The 16,606-nt window shown below is 66.0% G+C and carries 18 protein-coding genes; 11 read left to right on the top strand and 7 right to left on the bottom strand.

The features are described from left to right. Nucleotides 1–35 precede the first annotated feature (35 nt). Complete coding sequence (locus BX604_RS12005; protein ID WP_098550988.1) at nucleotides 36–668, bottom strand: TetR family transcriptional regulator; 633 nt, start codon at nucleotides 666–668, stop codon at nucleotides 36–38. A gap of 156 nt (nucleotides 669–824) precedes the next feature. Here BX604_RS12005 and rsxB point away from each other — a divergent pair, with 156 nt between their 5' ends. Both rsxB and nth read left to right on the top strand, forming a co-directional pair. Next, nucleotides 825–1,784: an electron transport complex subunit RsxB gene (gene rsxB / locus BX604_RS12000; protein WP_098550987.1), complete on the top strand. Its 960-nt coding sequence runs from the start codon at nucleotides 825–827 to the stop codon at nucleotides 1,782–1,784. After that, nucleotides 1,781–2,425 carry an endonuclease III gene (gene nth, locus BX604_RS11995; RefSeq protein WP_098550986.1) on the top strand — a complete coding sequence of 215 codons (645 nt, stop codon included), beginning with the start codon at nucleotides 1,781–1,783 and terminating at the stop codon, nucleotides 2,423–2,425. The genes rsxB and nth overlap by 4 nt, the downstream gene beginning before the upstream one ends. A 109-nt stretch (nucleotides 2,426–2,534) precedes the next feature. Here nth and BX604_RS11990 read toward each other — a convergent pair whose 3' ends face one another. Next, nucleotides 2,535–3,464, bottom strand: a complete 930-nt coding sequence (locus BX604_RS11990) for a DMT family transporter (RefSeq protein WP_098550985.1) — start codon at nucleotides 3,462–3,464, stop codon at nucleotides 2,535–2,537. Nucleotides 3,465–3,630: 166 nt separating this feature from the next. On the opposite strand from BX604_RS11990, the gene BX604_RS11985 reads away from it, so the two are divergent. Next, entirely contained in the window at nucleotides 3,631–4,098 is a 468-nt protein-coding gene (locus tag BX604_RS11985; RefSeq protein WP_373562417.1) for a DUF1841 family protein, read from the top strand. Between the two features lie 107 nt (nucleotides 4,099–4,205). Here BX604_RS11985 and BX604_RS11980 read toward each other — a convergent pair whose 3' ends face one another. Together BX604_RS11980 and BX604_RS11975 are read right to left on the bottom strand one after the other, a co-directional pair. Continuing rightward, entirely contained in the window at nucleotides 4,206–4,565 is a 360-nt protein-coding gene (locus BX604_RS11980; RefSeq protein WP_098550983.1) for a c-type cytochrome, read from the bottom strand. Between the two features lie 40 nt (nucleotides 4,566–4,605). Then, on the bottom strand, nucleotides 4,606–4,965 hold the full coding sequence (locus BX604_RS11975) for a c-type cytochrome (protein WP_098550982.1): 360 nt from the start codon (nucleotides 4,963–4,965) through the stop codon (nucleotides 4,606–4,608). A 244-nt stretch (nucleotides 4,966–5,209) separates the two neighbouring features. On the opposite strand from BX604_RS11975, the gene BX604_RS11970 reads away from it, so the two are divergent. The 5 genes from BX604_RS11970 (at nucleotide 5,210) to BX604_RS11950 (ending at nucleotide 10,341) form a co-directional block, all read left to right on the top strand. Next, entirely contained in the window at nucleotides 5,210–6,052 is an 843-nt protein-coding gene (locus BX604_RS11970; protein ID WP_098550981.1) for an AAA family ATPase, read from the top strand. Nucleotides 6,053–6,073: 21 nt separating this feature from the next. Then, nucleotides 6,074–7,249, top strand: coding sequence for a vWA domain-containing protein (locus BX604_RS11965; RefSeq protein ID WP_098550980.1), 1,176 nt, complete (start codon nucleotides 6,074–6,076; stop codon nucleotides 7,247–7,249). A gap of 57 nt (nucleotides 7,250–7,306) precedes the next feature. Then, entirely contained in the window at nucleotides 7,307–8,518 is a 1,212-nt protein-coding gene (locus BX604_RS11960; protein ID WP_098550979.1) for a benzoate/H(+) symporter BenE family transporter, read from the top strand. Between the two features lie 168 nt (nucleotides 8,519–8,686). After that, nucleotides 8,687–9,640, top strand: coding sequence for a transaldolase (tal, locus tag BX604_RS11955; protein ID WP_098550978.1), 954 nt, complete (start codon nucleotides 8,687–8,689; stop codon nucleotides 9,638–9,640). A gap of 245 nt (nucleotides 9,641–9,885) precedes the next feature. Further along, nucleotides 9,886–10,341, top strand: a complete 456-nt coding sequence (locus BX604_RS11950; RefSeq protein WP_098552842.1) for a VOC family protein — start codon at nucleotides 9,886–9,888, stop codon at nucleotides 10,339–10,341. 76 nt (nucleotides 10,342–10,417) lie between these two features. Here BX604_RS11950 and mctP read toward each other — a convergent pair whose 3' ends face one another. From mctP to BX604_RS11935, 3 genes are all read right to left on the bottom strand, one after another. Next, complete coding sequence (mctP, locus tag BX604_RS11945) at nucleotides 10,418–11,968, bottom strand: monocarboxylate uptake permease MctP (protein WP_098550977.1); 1,551 nt, start codon at nucleotides 11,966–11,968, stop codon at nucleotides 10,418–10,420. Then, nucleotides 11,965–12,207, bottom strand: coding sequence for a DUF3311 domain-containing protein (locus BX604_RS11940; RefSeq protein ID WP_098550976.1), 243 nt, complete (start codon nucleotides 12,205–12,207; stop codon nucleotides 11,965–11,967). The genes mctP and BX604_RS11940 overlap by 4 nt, the downstream gene beginning before the upstream one ends. Before the next feature lie 198 nt (nucleotides 12,208–12,405). Beyond that, nucleotides 12,406–13,323, bottom strand: coding sequence for a spermidine synthase (locus tag BX604_RS11935; RefSeq protein ID WP_098550975.1), 918 nt, complete (start codon nucleotides 13,321–13,323; stop codon nucleotides 12,406–12,408). 366 nt (nucleotides 13,324–13,689) lie between these two features. On the opposite strand from BX604_RS11935, the gene BX604_RS11930 reads away from it, so the two are divergent. The 3 genes from BX604_RS11930 (at nucleotide 13,690) to BX604_RS11920 (ending at nucleotide 16,603) form a co-directional block, all read left to right on the top strand. After that, nucleotides 13,690–14,736, top strand: a complete 1,047-nt coding sequence (locus BX604_RS11930; RefSeq protein ID WP_098550974.1) for a hypothetical protein — start codon at nucleotides 13,690–13,692, stop codon at nucleotides 14,734–14,736. 233 nt (nucleotides 14,737–14,969) lie between these two features. Then, a complete protein-coding gene (locus tag BX604_RS11925; RefSeq protein WP_098552841.1) occupies nucleotides 14,970–15,224 on the top strand; it encodes a hypothetical protein in 255 nt (84 codons plus the stop codon). A gap of 224 nt (nucleotides 15,225–15,448) precedes the next feature. Then, entirely contained in the window at nucleotides 15,449–16,603 is a 1,155-nt protein-coding gene (locus BX604_RS11920) for a glycosyltransferase family 87 protein (RefSeq protein ID WP_257146295.1), read from the top strand. Nucleotides 16,604–16,606: the final 3 nt, after the last annotated feature.

Here is a 16,606-nt window from a genome sequence, read left to right as displayed (position 1 = left end):
TTATTCGGTGAGCGCAGTTCGCGCCGTTCGGCGGCTCAGCGCCGCAGCAGATACGCGAGCAGGACCTCGGTGTTCATCCTAACCATCTCCGCGCGCTCGTCGGCTTCGCTGAAGTCGCGGCCAAGCGTCGCGGCGAGCGTGAAGCGGTTCGACACGATGTAGTAGCCGAGCCCCGACAGCGTCACGTAGAAGCGCAGCGGATCGACGTCGCTGCGGAACAGCCCGGCCTTCTGGCCGCGCATCAGCACGTTGCCGAGCTTCGCGACGATCGGCGACATCATCTCGCGGATCCGCGTCGACTTGTGCAGGTAGCGCGCTTCGTGCAGGTTCTCGTTGTTGATGAGCCTCAGCAATTCCGGATGGTCGCGGTAGTAATCCCACACGAAATGCGCGAGCCGCGTGACGGCTTCGACGGGCGCGACGCCATCGAGTTCGAGCACGCGCTCGGCCTCGGTCAGCGCGGAGAACGCGTGTTCGAGCACAGCCGTAAACAGCTGCTCCTTGCTGCCGAAGTAGTAATAGAGCATCCGCTCGTTGGTTTCGGCCCGGCGGGCGATCTGGTCGACGCGCGCGCCGAACAGCCCTCCACCCGCGAACTCTTCTGCCGCCGCCATCAGAATGCGGCGGCGCGTACCTTCAGGATCTCTTTTGATTTTTGGCTGATTCATGATGGCGTTTTGCTATGTGAGCCGCGTGATCCGGACCGGCACCCCCACCGCCTCGGCGCCGACTGCCGTGGAACGGGCGCGCCGCATGCGGCCGCCCTCCTGCTGAGCCCCTGCAAAAAAGCGGTTTGATTATGCGCACAGACGGCGCCCAGCGCAATGCGGGAAATCGGCGATAATCGAGCTTTGGCAAACCTTTCCGGCCGCGCCAGACGCGGCCGAGAGCCAGTCGGCGCCGCTGCGCCCGTTGTCACCGTGACCGATTCCAAGACCCTCGCGGATCGCATCGAAGATCTGCTTCCCCAAACGCAATGCACGAAGTGCGGCTATAACGGCTGTCGTCCCTACGCCGACGCCATCGCCGCCGGCGACGCGAACTACAACCAGTGCCCGCCCGGCGGCGCCGAAGGCATCGCTCGCCTCGCCGGCCTGCTCGGCAAGCCCGTGATCCCGCTGAACCCCGTCAACGGCAGCGAACATCCGCGCGCCGTCGCCTTCATCGACGAGAGCCTGTGCATCGGCTGCACGCTTTGCATGCAGGCGTGCCCGGTCGACGCGATCGTCGGTGCACCGAAGCAAATGCACACGATCGTCGAGTCGCTCTGTACCGGCTGCGACCTGTGCGTGCCGCCGTGCCCGGTCGACTGCATCGCGATGGTGCCCGTGACCGGCGATCGCACCGGCTGGGACGCGTGGTCGCAGGAACAGGCGGACGCCGCACGCGAACGCCACGACCGCCGGCTCGCGCGCCAGCGCCGCGAACGCGAGGCCGCCGAAGCGCGCGCCGCCGCCCGTCGCGCGGCGAAGCCCGTGCCGGCTGCGGGGCAGCCCGACACGCAGCCGGCCGCGCCGGGCGCCGCCCCGGCCGACGACGCCGACGCGAAGAAACGCGCGATCATCGCCGCCGCGCTCGAACGCGCACGCAAGAAGAAGGAAGAGCTGTCCGCGCAGGGCGCGGGGCCGAAGAACACCGAAGGCGTGAGCACGGCAGTGCAGGCCCAGATCGATGCGGCCGAAGCGCGCCGCAAGCGACTCGCCGAGCAGCAGGCGCCGCGCGACGACGAAGGCCACGACGACCAGAGCGGCCCATCCACGCCGCCCGACCACGACACGCCATGAACGCCAGCAAACGACGCGCGATCTACGAAACGCTGCAAAGCCTCAATCCGCATCCGACGACCGAGCTCGAATACACGACGCCGTTCGAGCTGCTGATCGCGGTGATGCTGTCCGCGCAGGCAACCGACGTGTCGGTCAACAAGGCGATGCGGAAGATGTTTCCGGTTGCGAACACCCCGCGACAAATCGTCGCGCTTGGCGAGGAAGGCGTCACCGACTACATCAAGACGATCGGCCTGTACCGGACCAAGGCGAAGAACGTCGTCGCGACGTGCCGGATCCTGCTCGAGCGCTACGACGGCGAGGTGCCGGCCGATCGCGAAGCGCTCGAAAGCCTGCCGGGCGTGGGGCGCAAGACCGCCAACGTGGTGCTGAACACCGCGTTCGGCCATCCGACGATCGCGGTCGACACGCACATCTTCCGCGTCGCGAATCGCACGGGGCTTGCGCCGGGCAAGGACGTGAAGGCCGTCGAGACCGCTCTGGAGAAGTTCACACCGAAAGAATTCCTGCAGGACGCGCATCACTGGCTGATCCTGCACGGCCGCTATGTGTGCAAGGCCCGCAAGCCCGAATGCTGGCATTGCGTGATCGAGCCGCTGTGCGAATTCAGGCCGAAGACGCCGCCGCCGAACGAGTGAACGTCGGCCCCGGCTGACTCGCCGCGCCGCCCGCCCGGGCCGCGCGCGGTACGATCCGCAGACCCCGTTGCGGCGCCTGTGGCATTACCCTTCCCGCTCTCCTTTCCCGCTATGCATTCGACGTCGCGGTCGCGTCGTCGGCTGCCGCACCGCCTGCGCGCACGAGCGCCAGCACGGCCGCGAGAATCGCGACGCCACCCGCCCACTGCAGCGGCGACAACGCTTCGCCGAACAGCAGCGCCGCCAGCGCGACCGTCACGACCGGTTCGAGCGTGGACAGCATCGACGTGCGGGCCGCGCCCAGCCGCTCGAGCCCGGCGAAGAACGCGAGCATCGCCGCGACCGTCGACACCAGCGCGATCGCGAACATCGATGCCCAGCCGCCGGCCGTCACCGGCCAGCGCGGCGGCGTACCGAACAGCGTCATCCGCACAAGCGCGATCGCGACGAGCGTCGCGGTCGCCGACAGGCAGATGATCGCGGTGGTCGCGAGCGGATCGACGCCACGCGTCGCCTTCGTGCCGCCGACGATGTACAGCGAATAGATCACCGCGGCCGCCAGCGCGAGCGCGATGCCGAGCGGCTCGCCATGACCGCCGCCCACCATCAGCGCGGAGCCCGCGACACACAGCACGAGCGCGACGGCCTTCGCGCGCGTGAGGCGCTCGCCGAGCCACCATGCAGCCAGCAGCGTGACGAAGGCCGGATACAGGTACAGCAGCAACGCGACGAGGCTCGCCTGCGCATGCTGGAGCGCGCTGAAGTAGCAGAACGACTGTCCGACGTAGCCGAGCGCGCCCATCGCGACGAGCGGCACGAGCGCGCGGCCGCGCGGCCACACGACGCGGCGGTGGCGAGCGATCGCGGCGAGCACCACGCCGCCGATTGCGAAGCGCACGATCAGCAAGCCGAGCACGTCCACGCCTGCCGCATAGGCATAGCGGCCGAAGATTGCCATCGCGCCGAACGCGACGGCGGACAGCGCGACGTAGAGCGCGCCTTGCAGCGCGGCGGACGATGAGCGGGCGGTAGCGGACATGATGAAACGGCGCGAGCGCGGCGACGGATGTCGTCGGAGTGTAGCGGTGCGGCGGCCGGCAGCCTAGTCGGCGCTTACCCGTTGCGCGGCCGGCGGCGGTCGTGCGCCATCGCGTTGCCCATCGCCAGCGCCACGCGCCGACCCGGCGTACAATGCCCGACGCGGCATGACGCCGCCCGAATCACGACGTTTCCCCACCATGTTCAATCCGAGTCGCGACGAAGTCCGCCGCTTTTTCACCGAAACCTGGCGCAAGCAACGCGCCGGCGAGATCCTGACGCCGCTGGAAGCAATGGCAGCCGACTGGATCGTCGAGCACCCCGAATACCACGCCGACCTCACGGACGCCGATGGCGCCGCCGCGCGCGACTACACGCCCGAGGAAGGCCGCACGAACCCGTTCCTGCACCTGTCGATGCACCTCGCGATCAGCGAGCAGCTGTCGATCGACCAGCCACCCGGCATCCGCGCCGCGCACGACAAGCTGGCCGCGAAGCTCGGCTCGACTCACGAAGCGCAGCACGTGATCATGGAATGCCTCGGCGAGACGATCTGGGAGGCGCAGCGCACCGGCACGCCGCCCGATACGGACGCGTACCTGCAGCGCATCCTGCGTCGCGCATCGCGCGACTGAGCGCCGCGGCGCCGGGCTGCGGAAGCGACGCGGACAAAACGCGGACAAAAAAATACCCCGCCGTGGCGGGGTATTTTTGCTGCGCAGGCCGGCAAGGCCCGTCGCGCTTACTTCTTGAAGACGAGATCGGTCTCTTTCAGCGACTCGATGTAGGCAGCGATATCCTTCATGTCGCTGACCGACAGGCTCTGGACCTGCGCCTGCATGATCGCGTTGTTGCGACCGAGCAGCGGGTTCGTCAGCCCCATCTGGTACTGGCGCATCGCCCACACGAGGTAGTCGGCGTGCTGGCCCGCAAGGCGCGGATACTCGGCGTTGATCGGCTTGTTCAGCTGCGCGCCGTGGCAGGCCGCGCAGTTGTGCGACTCGACCAGATCCTTGCCCTTCGACGTGTCCGCCGCATGCGCGGTACCGATCGCGAGGCCGGCCGCCAGTGCAACCGCCGCCGTCTTGAATGCGTTGTTCATGAATGCTCCTGTCCCGCCGGTCAGATCGGCGGCGCGCGCTTTACTTGTAGGGATTGTCCTTCGAGTCGACCTTCTGGGCGGCATAGTAGGCCGCCAGATCCGCGATGTCCTGATCCGTCAGCGAACCGGCGACCGCGTTCATCGACGGGAAGTGACGATCCTTCTTGCGGTAGGCCTTCAGCGCGTTCTCGAGGTATTGCTCGTTCTGGCCGCCGATGATGGGCACCCGGTAGACCTCCGGGTACGCTGCGCGGTAATCCTGGATGCCGTGGCAACCGATGCACATGGCGGCCTTGCTCGCCCCGTCCTTCGGGTTGCCGACCACACCGGCCGCCTGCGCGCTGCCCGCGAGCGCCACGAGCGCTGCGACAACGACGTGTTTGCCGACGAATTTGTTCATAGCTCTTGTAACCTAGCTTGAGGGGAAACTGGCGCCGAAGCGGCAACGGCCCGCGCCGTATTGCTGATCGGATCGCCACGCAGGCCAAAAAAAACGGCCAGATTGTACCGCGTCGGCGGGGAACGCGTCCATATGGCGCCCCGGTCCACCCCGCCGTAGCCCCGCAACGATACGCGGGCCCGGCCAAACCGGACAGCCCTTCTGACTTATACTGGGTTTTTTTGCGATTAAGAAGAGCGCCGCCATGCGTTTCGAAGGATCCTCGCACTACGTTGCCACCGACGACCTCAAGCTCGCCGTCAACGCCGCGCTGACGCTGCAACGCCCGCTGCTCATCAAGGGCGAGCCGGGCACCGGCAAGACCATGCTCGCCGAGGAAGTGGCCGCCGCGCTCGACATGCCGCTGCTGCAGTGGCACATCAAGTCGACGACGAAGGCGCAGCAGGGCCTGTACGAATACGACGCGGTGTCGCGGCTGCGGGATTCGCAGCTCGGCGACGAGCGCGTGAAGGACATCGCGAACTACATCGTGAAGGGCGTGCTGTGGCAGGCGTTCGACGCCGAGCACCCGAGCGTGCTGCTGATCGACGAGATCGACAAGGCCGACATCGAATTCCCGAACGACCTGCTGCGCGAGCTCGACCGGATGGAATTCCACGTGTACGAGACGCGCGAGACCGTGCGCGCGAAGCATCGCCCGCTCGTGATCATCACGTCCAACAACGAGAAGGAACTGCCCGACGCGTTCCTGCGCCGCTGCTTCTTCCACTACATCCAGTTTCCCGATCCGTCGACGATGCAGAAAATCGTCGGCGTGCATTTCCCGAACATCCGCGAGGAACTGCTGCGCGCGGCGCTCGAGAGCTTCTTCGAACTGCGCAGCGTGGCGGGGCTGAAGAAGAAGCCGTCGACGTCCGAACTGCTCGACTGGCTCAAGCTGCTGCTCGCCGAGAACATCCCGGCCGATGCGCTGCGCGGCGCCGACGCGAAGCAGATCGTGCCGCCGCTCGCGGGCGCGCTGCTGAAGAACGAACAGGATCTGAGCCTGCTCGAGCGGCTCGTCTACATGAACCGGCACAACCGGTAACCCACCCGCGAAGGCCCGGCCATGCTGCTCAATTTCTTCTACGCGCTGCGCGCAGCCAAGCTGCCCGTCTCGGTGAAGGAATACCTGACGCTGCTCGAATCGCTGAAGGCCGGGCTGATCTCGCCGTCGATCGACGCGTTCTACTTCCTCGCGCGGATGACGCTCGTCAAGGACGAGCAGTATTTCGACAAGTTCGACCAGGCGTTCGGCGCGTATTTCCATGGCGTGTCCGCGCTGCCGTTCGAAGCGTTCGACATTCCGCTCGACTGGCTCGAGAAGCGCCTCGAGCGCGAGCTGTCGCCGGAGGACAAGGCACAGATCGACGCGATGGGCGGCCTCGACAAGCTGATGGAGCGCCTGAAGGAACTGCTCGACGAGCAGAAGGAGCGCCACGAAGGCGGCAACAAGTGGATCGGCACCGGCGGCACGTCGCCGTTCGGGCACGGCGGCTACAACCCCGAAGGCATGCGCATCGGCGGCCCGTCGAACGGCAACCGCACCGCGGTCAAGGTGTGGGAGGCGCGCGCATACCGCGACTACGACGATTCGGTCGAGATCGGCACGCGCAACATCAAGGTCGCGTTGCGGCGCCTGCGACGCTTTGCGCGCGAAGGCGCGGCCGAAGAGCTCGACCTGCCCGGCACGATCCGCAGCACGGCCGCGAACGCCGGCTGGCTCGACCTGCAGATGGTGCCCGAGCGCCACAACAACGTGAAAGTGCTGATGCTGCTCGACGTCGGCGGCTCGATGGACGACCACATCAAGCGCACCGAGGAGCTGTTCTCCGCCACCAAGGCCGAGTTCAAGCACCTGGAGTTCTACTACTTCCACAACTGCGTGTACGACCATCTGTGGAAGAACAACCGTCGCCGTCACTCGGAGCGCACCGCGACGTGGGACGTGCTGCACAAGTTCACGCCGGACTACAAGCTGATCTTCGTCGGCGACGCGACGATGAGCCCGTATGAAGTGCTGCAGCCCGGCGGCTCGGTCGAATACAACAACTCGGAAGCCGGTGCCGTGTGGCTGCGCCGCCTCGCCGACCAGTTCCCCCATCATGCATGGCTGAATCCCGAGCCCGAGCGGCTATGGGAATACCGGCAATCGGTCGCGGTGATCCGCGACCTGCTCGGCCAGCGCATGTATCCACTGACGCTCGCGGGCCTCGAAACCGCGATGCGCGCACTCAGCAAGTAACGAACCCACCCTGCAGACACGAAGGCCGCGTCCGAGCGGCCTCCCCCCGGAGATAGCATGAACCCTTCGCCCACCGCGAGCGCTGGCCGCGCCGGCGGCCGCCGCTTTTTCAACGATACGTCCGTGTCCGCGCTCGTCGCCGGCTTCGTCGCGATGATGACGGGCTACACGAGCTCGCTCGTGCTGATGTTCCAGGCCGGTCGCGCCGCGCACCTCACCGACGCGCAGATCTCGTCGTGGATCTGGGCGCTGTCGATCGGCATGGCGCTGACGACGATCGGGCTGTCGCTGCGCTTTCGCGCGCCGGTGGTGGTCGCGTGGTCGACGCCCGGCGCCGCGCTGCTGATCGCATCGCTGCCGGGCGTGCCGTACCCCGAGGCGATCGGCGCGTTCGTCGTATGCGCGCTGCTGCTGACGGCCGTCGGCGTGAGCGGCCTGTTCGACACGCTGATGCGGCGGATTCCGTCCGGCATCGCAGCCGCCCTGCTCGCGGGCATCCTGTTCGAGATCGGCATCGAGATCTTCCGCGCCGCGCAGTTCCAGACGGCACTCGTGCTCGCGATGTTCTTCACGTACCTGATCGTCAAGCGGCTCGCGCCGCGCTATGCAATCGTCACGACGCTGATCGTCGGCACCGCGGTGGCCGGTAGCCTCGGCCTGCTCGACTTCAGCCATTTCCACATCGCGCTCGCGCAGCCCGTGTTCACGATGCCCGCGTTGTCGATCGCGTCGATCGTCAGCATCGGCATTCCGCTGTTCGTCGTCGCGATGGCGTCGCAGAACGTGCCGGGTATCGCGGTGCTGCGCGCGGACGGCTACCCGACGCCGTCATCGCCGCTGATCGCGACCACCGGCCTCGCATCGCTGCTGCTCGCGCCGTTCGGCTCGCACGGCGTGAACCTCGCGGCGATCACGGCCGCGATCTGCACGGGCCCCGAAGCCCATGAAGATCACGCGAAGCGCTACACGGCCGCCGTGTGGTGCGGCACCTTCTATCTGATTGCCGGGATCTTCGGCGCGACGATCGCCGCGCTGTTCGCCGCGCTGCCGAAGGCGCTCGTCGTATCGGTCGCCGCGCTCGCGCTGTTCGGCTCGATCATGAGCGGGCTCGCGAACGCGATGCAGGACGTCAAGCAGCGCGAAGCCGCGCTGGTCACGTTCATGGTCACGGCTTCGGGCCTCACGCTGCTGTCGATCGGCTCGGCGTTCTGGGGTCTCGTCGCGGGAATCGTCACGCAGGTGATCCTGAACGCGCGACGTCCCGCCTAGCCCCGTATGGCGGGGGCCCGCGGCACCGGCGGCATGCCAAAACGTGCGCGACACGAATCGGGCCTAAAATGATGGATCGGAGGCGGTGCCCGGCGCCGCCTCGCTTCGCTGCCGCGCTCGCGCGGCCCGTGAGAACCCCGGCGCCCTGCGCCCTCCTCCCGAATCGCCATGACTACCGCACTCGACCAGCTGAAGCAGTACACGACCGTCGTCGCCGACACGGGCGATTTCCAGCAGCTTGCGCAATACAAGCCGCAGGACGCGACCACGAACCCGTCGCTGATCCTGAAGGCCGTCCAGAAGGATGCGTACAAGCCGATCCTCGAGAAAACCGTCCGCGATCACCGCAACGAAAGCACCGATTTCATCATCGACCGCCTGCTGATCGCATTCGGCACCGAGATCCTGAAGCTGATCCCGGGCCGCGTGTCGACCGAGGTCGACGCGCGCCTGTCGTTCGACACGCAGCGCTCGATTGCCAAGGGTCGCGAACTCATCAAGCTGTACGAAGCCGCCGGCATCGGCCGCGAGCGCATCCTGATCAAGCTCGCGTCGACGTGGGAAGGCATTCGCGCGGCCGAAGTGCTGCAGAAGGAAGGGATCAAGTGCAACATGACCCTGCTTTTCTCGCTGGTGCAGGCCGCCGCGTGCGCGGAAGCCGGCGCGCAACTGATCTCGCCGTTCGTCGGCCGCATCTACGACTGGTACAAGAAGCAGGCCGGCGCCGACTGGGATGAAGCGAAGGACGGCGGCGCGAACGATCCGGGCGTGCAATCGGTGCGCCGCATCTACACGTACTACAAGACGTTCGGCTACCACACCGAAGTGATGGGCGCGAGCTTCCGCACGACGAGCCAGATCACCGAACTCGCGGGCTGCGACCTGCTGACGATCAGCCCCGATTTGCTGCAGAAGCTGCAGGACAGCACCGATACGGTGGCGCGCAAGCTGTCGCCGGACGCGCTGCACGACAAGCCGACCGAGCGCGTCGCAATCGACGAAGCCTCGTTCCGCTTCCAGCTGAACGACGAAGCGATGGCGACGGAAAAACTTGCCGAAGGCATTCGCGTATTCGCCGCCGATGCGGTGAAGCTCGAGAAGCTGATCGACGCGCTGCGCTGAATCGCGCAGCCCGCGCCTGCTGTCAGTCGAGCTGTCAGCAACACTGACAACAGGCGTCAGCAAGCATCGCCGACGGCCGCGAACCCTGTGTTCGCGGCCGTTTTTATTTTCATCCCAACGTCAAGCGCGCGCACTACAATCCACGTCACGAGTGCGCCGGCCGCGTCCCGGTGCGCTCTTCCCGGTCAATCTTGGATGTACCCGGGCCGGCGCCGACACGCCTGCCCGATCCACAGGAGACAATGATGCAAGTCCAACCGTATCTGACGTTCTACGGCCGCGCGGAAGAAGCCCTTCAGTTCTACGAAAAGGCGCTCGGCGCAAAGACGATGTTCAAGATGCACTTCAAGGATGCGCCGCCGAATCCCGATTACCCGATGTCGCCGGAGATGGCCGACAAGGTGATGCACGCGAGCTTCACGATCGGCGACTCGATGATCATGTGCTCGGACGGTGATTGCAGCCAGCCGGGCGGTGGCGCGCACGCGGGTTATTCGCTGTCGCTGAACCCGGCAACGGTCGACGAAGGCCGGAAGCTGTTCGATGCGCTCGCCGACGGCGGCGAAGTGACGATGCCGTTCGGCAAGACGTTCTGGGCGCTCGGCTTCGGGATGGCGAAGGACCGTTTCGGCGTGCACTGGATGGTCAACGTCGAAGACCTGTCGCAACGCGACGAAATCGCGCAACGCGCGGGCCAGTAACCCCCGCGCACCAAGCAAAACGCCCGCGACTTGCGTCGCGGGCGTCGGGTCGAAACTGCAGCAGAAGGTAAGCCGATCAGCCCTCGACGACGTCGAGATAATCCTCCGGCCGCGTGCGGTCCTCGGCATGCGCCATGCCCATCACGCGCACCAGCACGCTCACCACCACCGACACCACCAGGTTCACGATCAGCGACCACACGGCCGCGTAGCCGGGAATCGCGAGACCGAACAGGTGGATCGTGAAGATCGAGCCCGCCAGCTTCAGCGAAATCGCCATCCACGTGCCGCACACGATGCCTGCCGCCCAGCCTGCCAGCAGGCCGCGATGGTCGAGCACGCGCGTGTACAGACCGAGCACGATCGCCGGCAGCGTCTGGATGATCCAGATCCCGCCGAGCAGTTGCAGCTGGATCGCATAGGTCAGCGGCAGCCCGAGGATGAACGCGACCGCGCCGACCTTCACGATCAGCGACACGAGCTTCGCGACGTGCGTCTCCTGCTCGTGCGACATGTTGCGGTTCACGAACTCGCGGTGGATGTTGCGGGTGTACAGGTTCGCGGCCGCGATCGACATGATCGCCGCCGGCACCAGCGCACCGATGCCGATCGCCGCGAACGCGACGCCGACGAACCACGACGGGAAGTACTCGAGGAACAGCGCGGGCACCGCGAAGTTCGGGCCGAACGCCTTGAAGTACGGCGCATATTGCGGCATGTCCTTCACGCCCGACGCCAGCGCCATGTAGCCGAGCAGCGCGAGCAGGCCGAGCACGAACGAGTACGCGGGCAGCATCGCCATGTTGCGGCGGATCGAGTTGCCCGACGCCGACGACAGGATCGCCGTGACCGAGTGCGGATACAGGAACAGCGCGAGCGCGGAGCCGATCGCAAGCGTCGCGTACGCACTGTAGCCGTTCAGGCTCATCGCATCGGGTGCCTTCAGCAGCAGCTTCGCGGGCGGCACCGTCGCGAAGATGTGACCGAAGCCGCCGAGCTTCGCGGGGATCACGATGACCGCCGCGGCGATCGTGATGTAGATCAGGATGTCCTTCACGATCGCGATCATCGCCGGCGCGCGCAGCCCCGACGTGTACGTGTACGCGGCAAGAATCGCGAATGCGATGATGAGCGGCAGGTCGCCGACGAAGCCGGTCGTGTCGAACCCGAGCGCGCCGATCACCACTTCGATGCCGACGAGCTGCAGCGCGATGTACGGCATCGTCGCGACGATGCCCGTCACCGCGATCGCGAGCGCGAGCATCCGGCTGCCGTAGCGTGCGTTGACGAAGTCGGCGGCCGTCACGTAGCCGTGGCGCTTGGCAATGCTCCACAGTTTCGGGAACACGACGAACGCGAACGGGTAGATCAGGATCGTGTACGGCAGTGCAAAGAAGCCCATCGCGCCGGCGCCGAACACGAGCGCGGGCACCGCGACGAACGTATAGGCCGTGTAGAGGTCGCCCCCGAGCAGGAACCACGTGACGATCGTGCCGAAGCGGCGGCCGCCGAGGCCCCATTCGTCGAGGTGGGCGAGATCGCCGCGCCGCCAGTTCGCGGCAAGAAAACCGAGGACCGTGACGCCGATGAACAGGAGAACGAAGACAAAGGTCGCGCCGAGATTCATCGCGCACCTCCTTGCGTGCCGTTCGCCTTCCACGCGTTCTTGGTCTTGTGATACACGAACGCGGTGATCACCGCGCTAATGAACACCCAGAGCAACTGGTACCAATAGAAGAACGGAAAACCCAGCCATTGCGGTTCGATCTTGCTGTACGACGGCACCCAGACCATCGCGATCAGCGGCACCACCAGCAGCCAGAGCCAGCGCTTGGCGGCCCGATTGGCGTCGGCATTGTGAGCCATGACGTCTCCTCATCTTTCCCGGTTATCGATCTTGTTGAGCGGGTACGGCGGCGAGAGGAGCGACAAAACGGGTAAGCTGCGGCTCCCCTGGCTTCGCGCCAGTATAGGAGCCGCGAGCGCGCGGTCAAGCGGGGGCGAACCCGAGGTGATCCGCCCCTAGTCACGCGGTTGCACCGGCATGCGGCCGGCGCATGAGCGTCAGATCGCGAACGAGGATTCGCGTGCGCCCGTCGTTTCTTTCAAAGCTTTCACCCACTTGCGCGCGGGCAGCTTCAGCGTGTCCTCGATCAGCTTCGCGCGCGCTTCCAGTTGCGCATACGACACGTCGAGCGCCGGGCCCGAGAACGCGATCGCGATCCGGTTGCCGTCGTGCACTTCCGGCAGCGCGATCACGCGGTGGTCGAACGCCGCGTTCAGGTGCTTCATGTTGCGCACGAAGCTCGGATGGTCGCCGAACAGGTTGATCGTCGCGATGCCCGCCTCCGCGAGGCAGCCGCGCACCGCGCGGTAGAACGCGACGCTGTCGAGCACCGGACCGCGCGCGGTCGCATCGTACAGGTCGATCTGCAGCGCGCCCGTCGTGCCGCGGTTGGCCGCGTCGTTGACGAAGTCCCATGCGTCGGCTTCATGCACGACGAGGCGGTCGTCGTCGGACGGCAGCGCGAACATCGTGCGCGCCGCGACGATCACGGCCGGATTCAGCTCGACCGCCTCGACCTTCGCGTGCGGCAGGAAGCGGTGCGAGAACTTGGTCAGCGCGCCGGTGCCCAGCCCGAGCTGGACGATCCGCTCGGGCGTTTCGAGGAACAGCAGCCACGCCATCATCTGCTGCGCGTACTCGAGTTCGATATGCAGCGGCTTGGAGATCCGCATCGCGCCCTGCACCCATTCGGTGCCGAAGTGCAGGAAGCGCACGCCGCGCTCTTCCGAGAACGTGACGGGCGCGAAACGCGGCTTGCGCGGGGCGTCGAGGACAGGCACGTCGTCGTGTTCGTCGATCTCCGGGCGGCGCTTCACGCGCGACGGCTGGAGCTTGTCGGAGCCGTTGTAGGCAGACGGCTTGCGTTGCTTGAACGCGCGTGCCTCGGCGGACGCGCGCTTGATCAGTCGGGTCATGTTGAATCTCGCTGGGTGATGCTGGATTTGCGGACGAGAGGATAGCATTGGTGCGGGATGGCGGCCGTGCGGCGCAGCACCTGCCCGCCGCGTCGGTGCAATGTCCGTTGCGGCGTCATGCCGGAGGCCGGCTGTTCGATCGCGCCAACGCAGGGCATCGCCGTGCCGCTGCGTGCTTCACGCGCACCGATGCTTCCCCTGCCCCGCCGGCTCTGAAATACGCGGTAATGGAGACACGCCAACAGCCGCGGCGAATGCACCGAATGCCGCTCGTCTCTTCATTCGGGACAGGCTATGCTCCGGCGTCAGCCGCTCATCGCGACGCGACATTTCTTACGTAAAACTAACAAAAACGAGAGCACCCACATGACACAAAAAGCATCCGCGGCCCGCGCCCGCTACGCCGTCGCGTTGACCGGAACCCTGTTGCTGGCCGCGTGCGGCGGCGGCGGCAGCGACGACGGCACCGGATCGGCGACGCCCGCCAGCAATCTCAGCGCCGCACAACAGAATTACGAAAGCTTCGCGCTGGCCGCCAACGGCGGGCTGCACTACCTGCGTGGACAGCTTTCCATTTCCACGTCGGGCAGCGGAGCGGTCAGCGTCGGTCCGGACAGCAATTTCTATTCGATAGATCAAAGCCTCGCGCAAAGTCCGGCCAACGGCCCGCAGATGGTGACGCAGGGCCTGTCGTCGCTTTCTGCGTCGCTGTCGGTGCCGACGCTCGAGATCCAGCGCTATGTCGTCAACGGCGCGGTCGTGACGAGCACGCAGGAACAGGTCAGCTACAGCGGCGCGAACGTGCAGATCACCGACCTCGCAGCCGACGGTCATACGGCCGTGATGACGCTTCTCGGCACGAACTACACGGTCGTGCCGTTGTCCGGCACGATCGCCGGCTCGCCATCCGAGCTGTTCACCGGCAGTGCGCTCGGCATCGTGACCAACACGATCAACGGCACGTCGCTCTACAACAAGCAGGCGAGCTGGCAATCGGGCGCCGCCTACATGAAGGTCACGCGCCAGACGGTGGGCGATACGGTGTACACCGGCGACTGCGTCGCACCGCAAACGAGCGGCCCGAACGTGACGCCGTGCAGCACCTCGGCATCGACGCTGGAAGCGTTCTTTCCGTACACGAGCGCGTCGGACAACCGGACCTACAACCTGAGCGACGGACAGATCGTCACGCTGGCGGGTGTCCGCGCGTGGGTGGCCAACACGGCACTCGATTCGCCGACGACCGAATATCGCGTCTTCTATCAGAACAACGGACAGATCGACGCCGGTGCCGTGATCCGCGACGGTACGACGATGGCGATCGCCCCGGCCGGCAGCACGACGCCGCAGGACTTCTACATCCTGATGAACAGCGCGGCCGTCCAGTCCGTGAAAGCCGCGATCACGTTCTGAGCGATCGGCGCGTTCGGATGAGGACGCAACGATGAAAACGGCGGCGGACGACGTGCCGCCGTTCGCACGCAGCGATGCGGCGTTTTGCGAATCGGGAATCGGCGCACAATACGGTTCAGCTCCTCCGATTTCGCTCCGGAATCGGCGGTTCTTTCGCCACCAGGACGCGCGGCGTCCCCGCGAGCATGCTTTCGATCGCCGGCGCGCAGCCGGTACGACGTTTCGGAGATGCCATGACGTCCCCCGACAAGAAAATCTGGTTTCCGGCGAAACGCTACGGCTGGGGATGGGGGTTGCCGGTCGCGTGGCAAGGGTGGGTCGTGCTGCTGCTGTTTGTGCTCGGGATCATCGCGAGCGCGTGGCTGGTGCCACCACACCGGTCGCCGGTCGCGTACGGCGCGTGCATCGTGGCGCTGGTCGCGCTCTTCACCTTCGTGTGCTGGCTCAAGGGCGAGAAGCCCCGGTGGCGATGGGGCAAGGACAAGTGAGCGTCGGGGGCGACGGGCACCGCAACCCGCAGTTTCCATACGTGATCGCCCGTTGCCTTCGCAAGAAAAAACCCCTTCGACCGTTCCCCCCTATGTCAAACTGAAACGACAGCCCGGAGAGGTTCGCAGCGGTCATGACACATACAGCGACGGACAACGCGCCGCCAGGTCGCCCGGGGTGGCTCTCTAAAGAACGGCTCGTCTTGTACAGCGCGGCCCTCCTCGTGTTCCAGCTCGTGCTGCTGGGCATCTGGGCAATTTCCAGCTGGGTTCTGCACGTCCCCGGCGTGCCGCCCCCGGGCATCGATTTCCGGGTTTTCTGGAGCGCCTCGTTCGTTTCCCTGCATGGCGGAGCAACCGCGGCCTTCGATCTCCCTCGGCTGTTCGCGGCAGAAGCCACCTTGCTGCCGGGCATTCCCCCCGAGCAGATCGCCGCACCCTGGGTGTATCCGCCGACCTTCCAGTTGCTGGTTTATCCGCTCGCGCTGCTGCCTTACGCGGCATCGTACGCCCTGTTCGTCTGCGTCAGCCTCGCCAGTGCGTTGATCGCCTGTACACCGGTCATGAAGAACAGGCCGCTGCCATGGATCACGCTACTCGCCTTTCCGGGGCTCTGGGTCACGACGGCCGGTGGCCAGAATTCCCTGCTTACGCTGGCGTTCGCGGCCGGCGCGCTGGGATTGCTTGAACGCCGCCCGATCGTCGCGGGCATATGCGCCGGCATGCTCGCCATCAAACCGCAGCTGGCCGTCCTGTTCCCTTTGCTGTTCCTGTGCGGCGGGCATTTCCGTGCGCTCGGCGCAATGGCAGCGACGGCCGTGCTCTTCTGCACGGCGAGTGCGCTGGCGTTCGGATTACCGCTCTGGGTCGAGTTTTTCCACTCGCTGTCGTGGTTCAGCCACCTGGTCCTGGCAAACAATGCCGGCGGAATCTGGAACGCGATGCCGACCCTGTTCGCCGTTTCCCGACGCCTGGGTGCCGGCCAGACCGTTGCGTTCGCCATTCAGGCGGCCGTCGCGATACCGGCAGTCGTCGCAACGTCGGTCTTGTGGATACGCAGAAAACACGCGGATCTCTGCTCGGCCGCGGCCATCGTCGCGACGCTGCTCACGCAACCGTATCTCGTCTATTACGATCTCGCGTGGTTGCTGCTCGCCATCCTCTACCTGTGCGAGCACGGCAGAAAAACCGGCACGGCGGGACCTGCGGACTACGCGATCATGACGCTCGCGTGGCTCGTGCCCGGGCTATCGTTTCTTTTCGTTTTCAAGCCTTCGGCAGGGCAACCGGCGGCCATCCTGTTGCCAATCTTTTTAATCCTGATTCTGTCCCGCGCATCGCATCGCCGTTCGGAGGCGACACGCACCGAACGGCAATAAGCG

This window comes from Burkholderia sp. JKS000303 (assembly GCF_002563755.1).
Taxonomy (GTDB): domain Bacteria; phylum Pseudomonadota; class Gammaproteobacteria; order Burkholderiales; family Burkholderiaceae; genus Burkholderia; species Burkholderia anthina_B.
The sequence above is the reverse complement of the archived record's forward strand: the minus strand, read 5'-3'. Positions and strand labels throughout refer to the sequence as shown.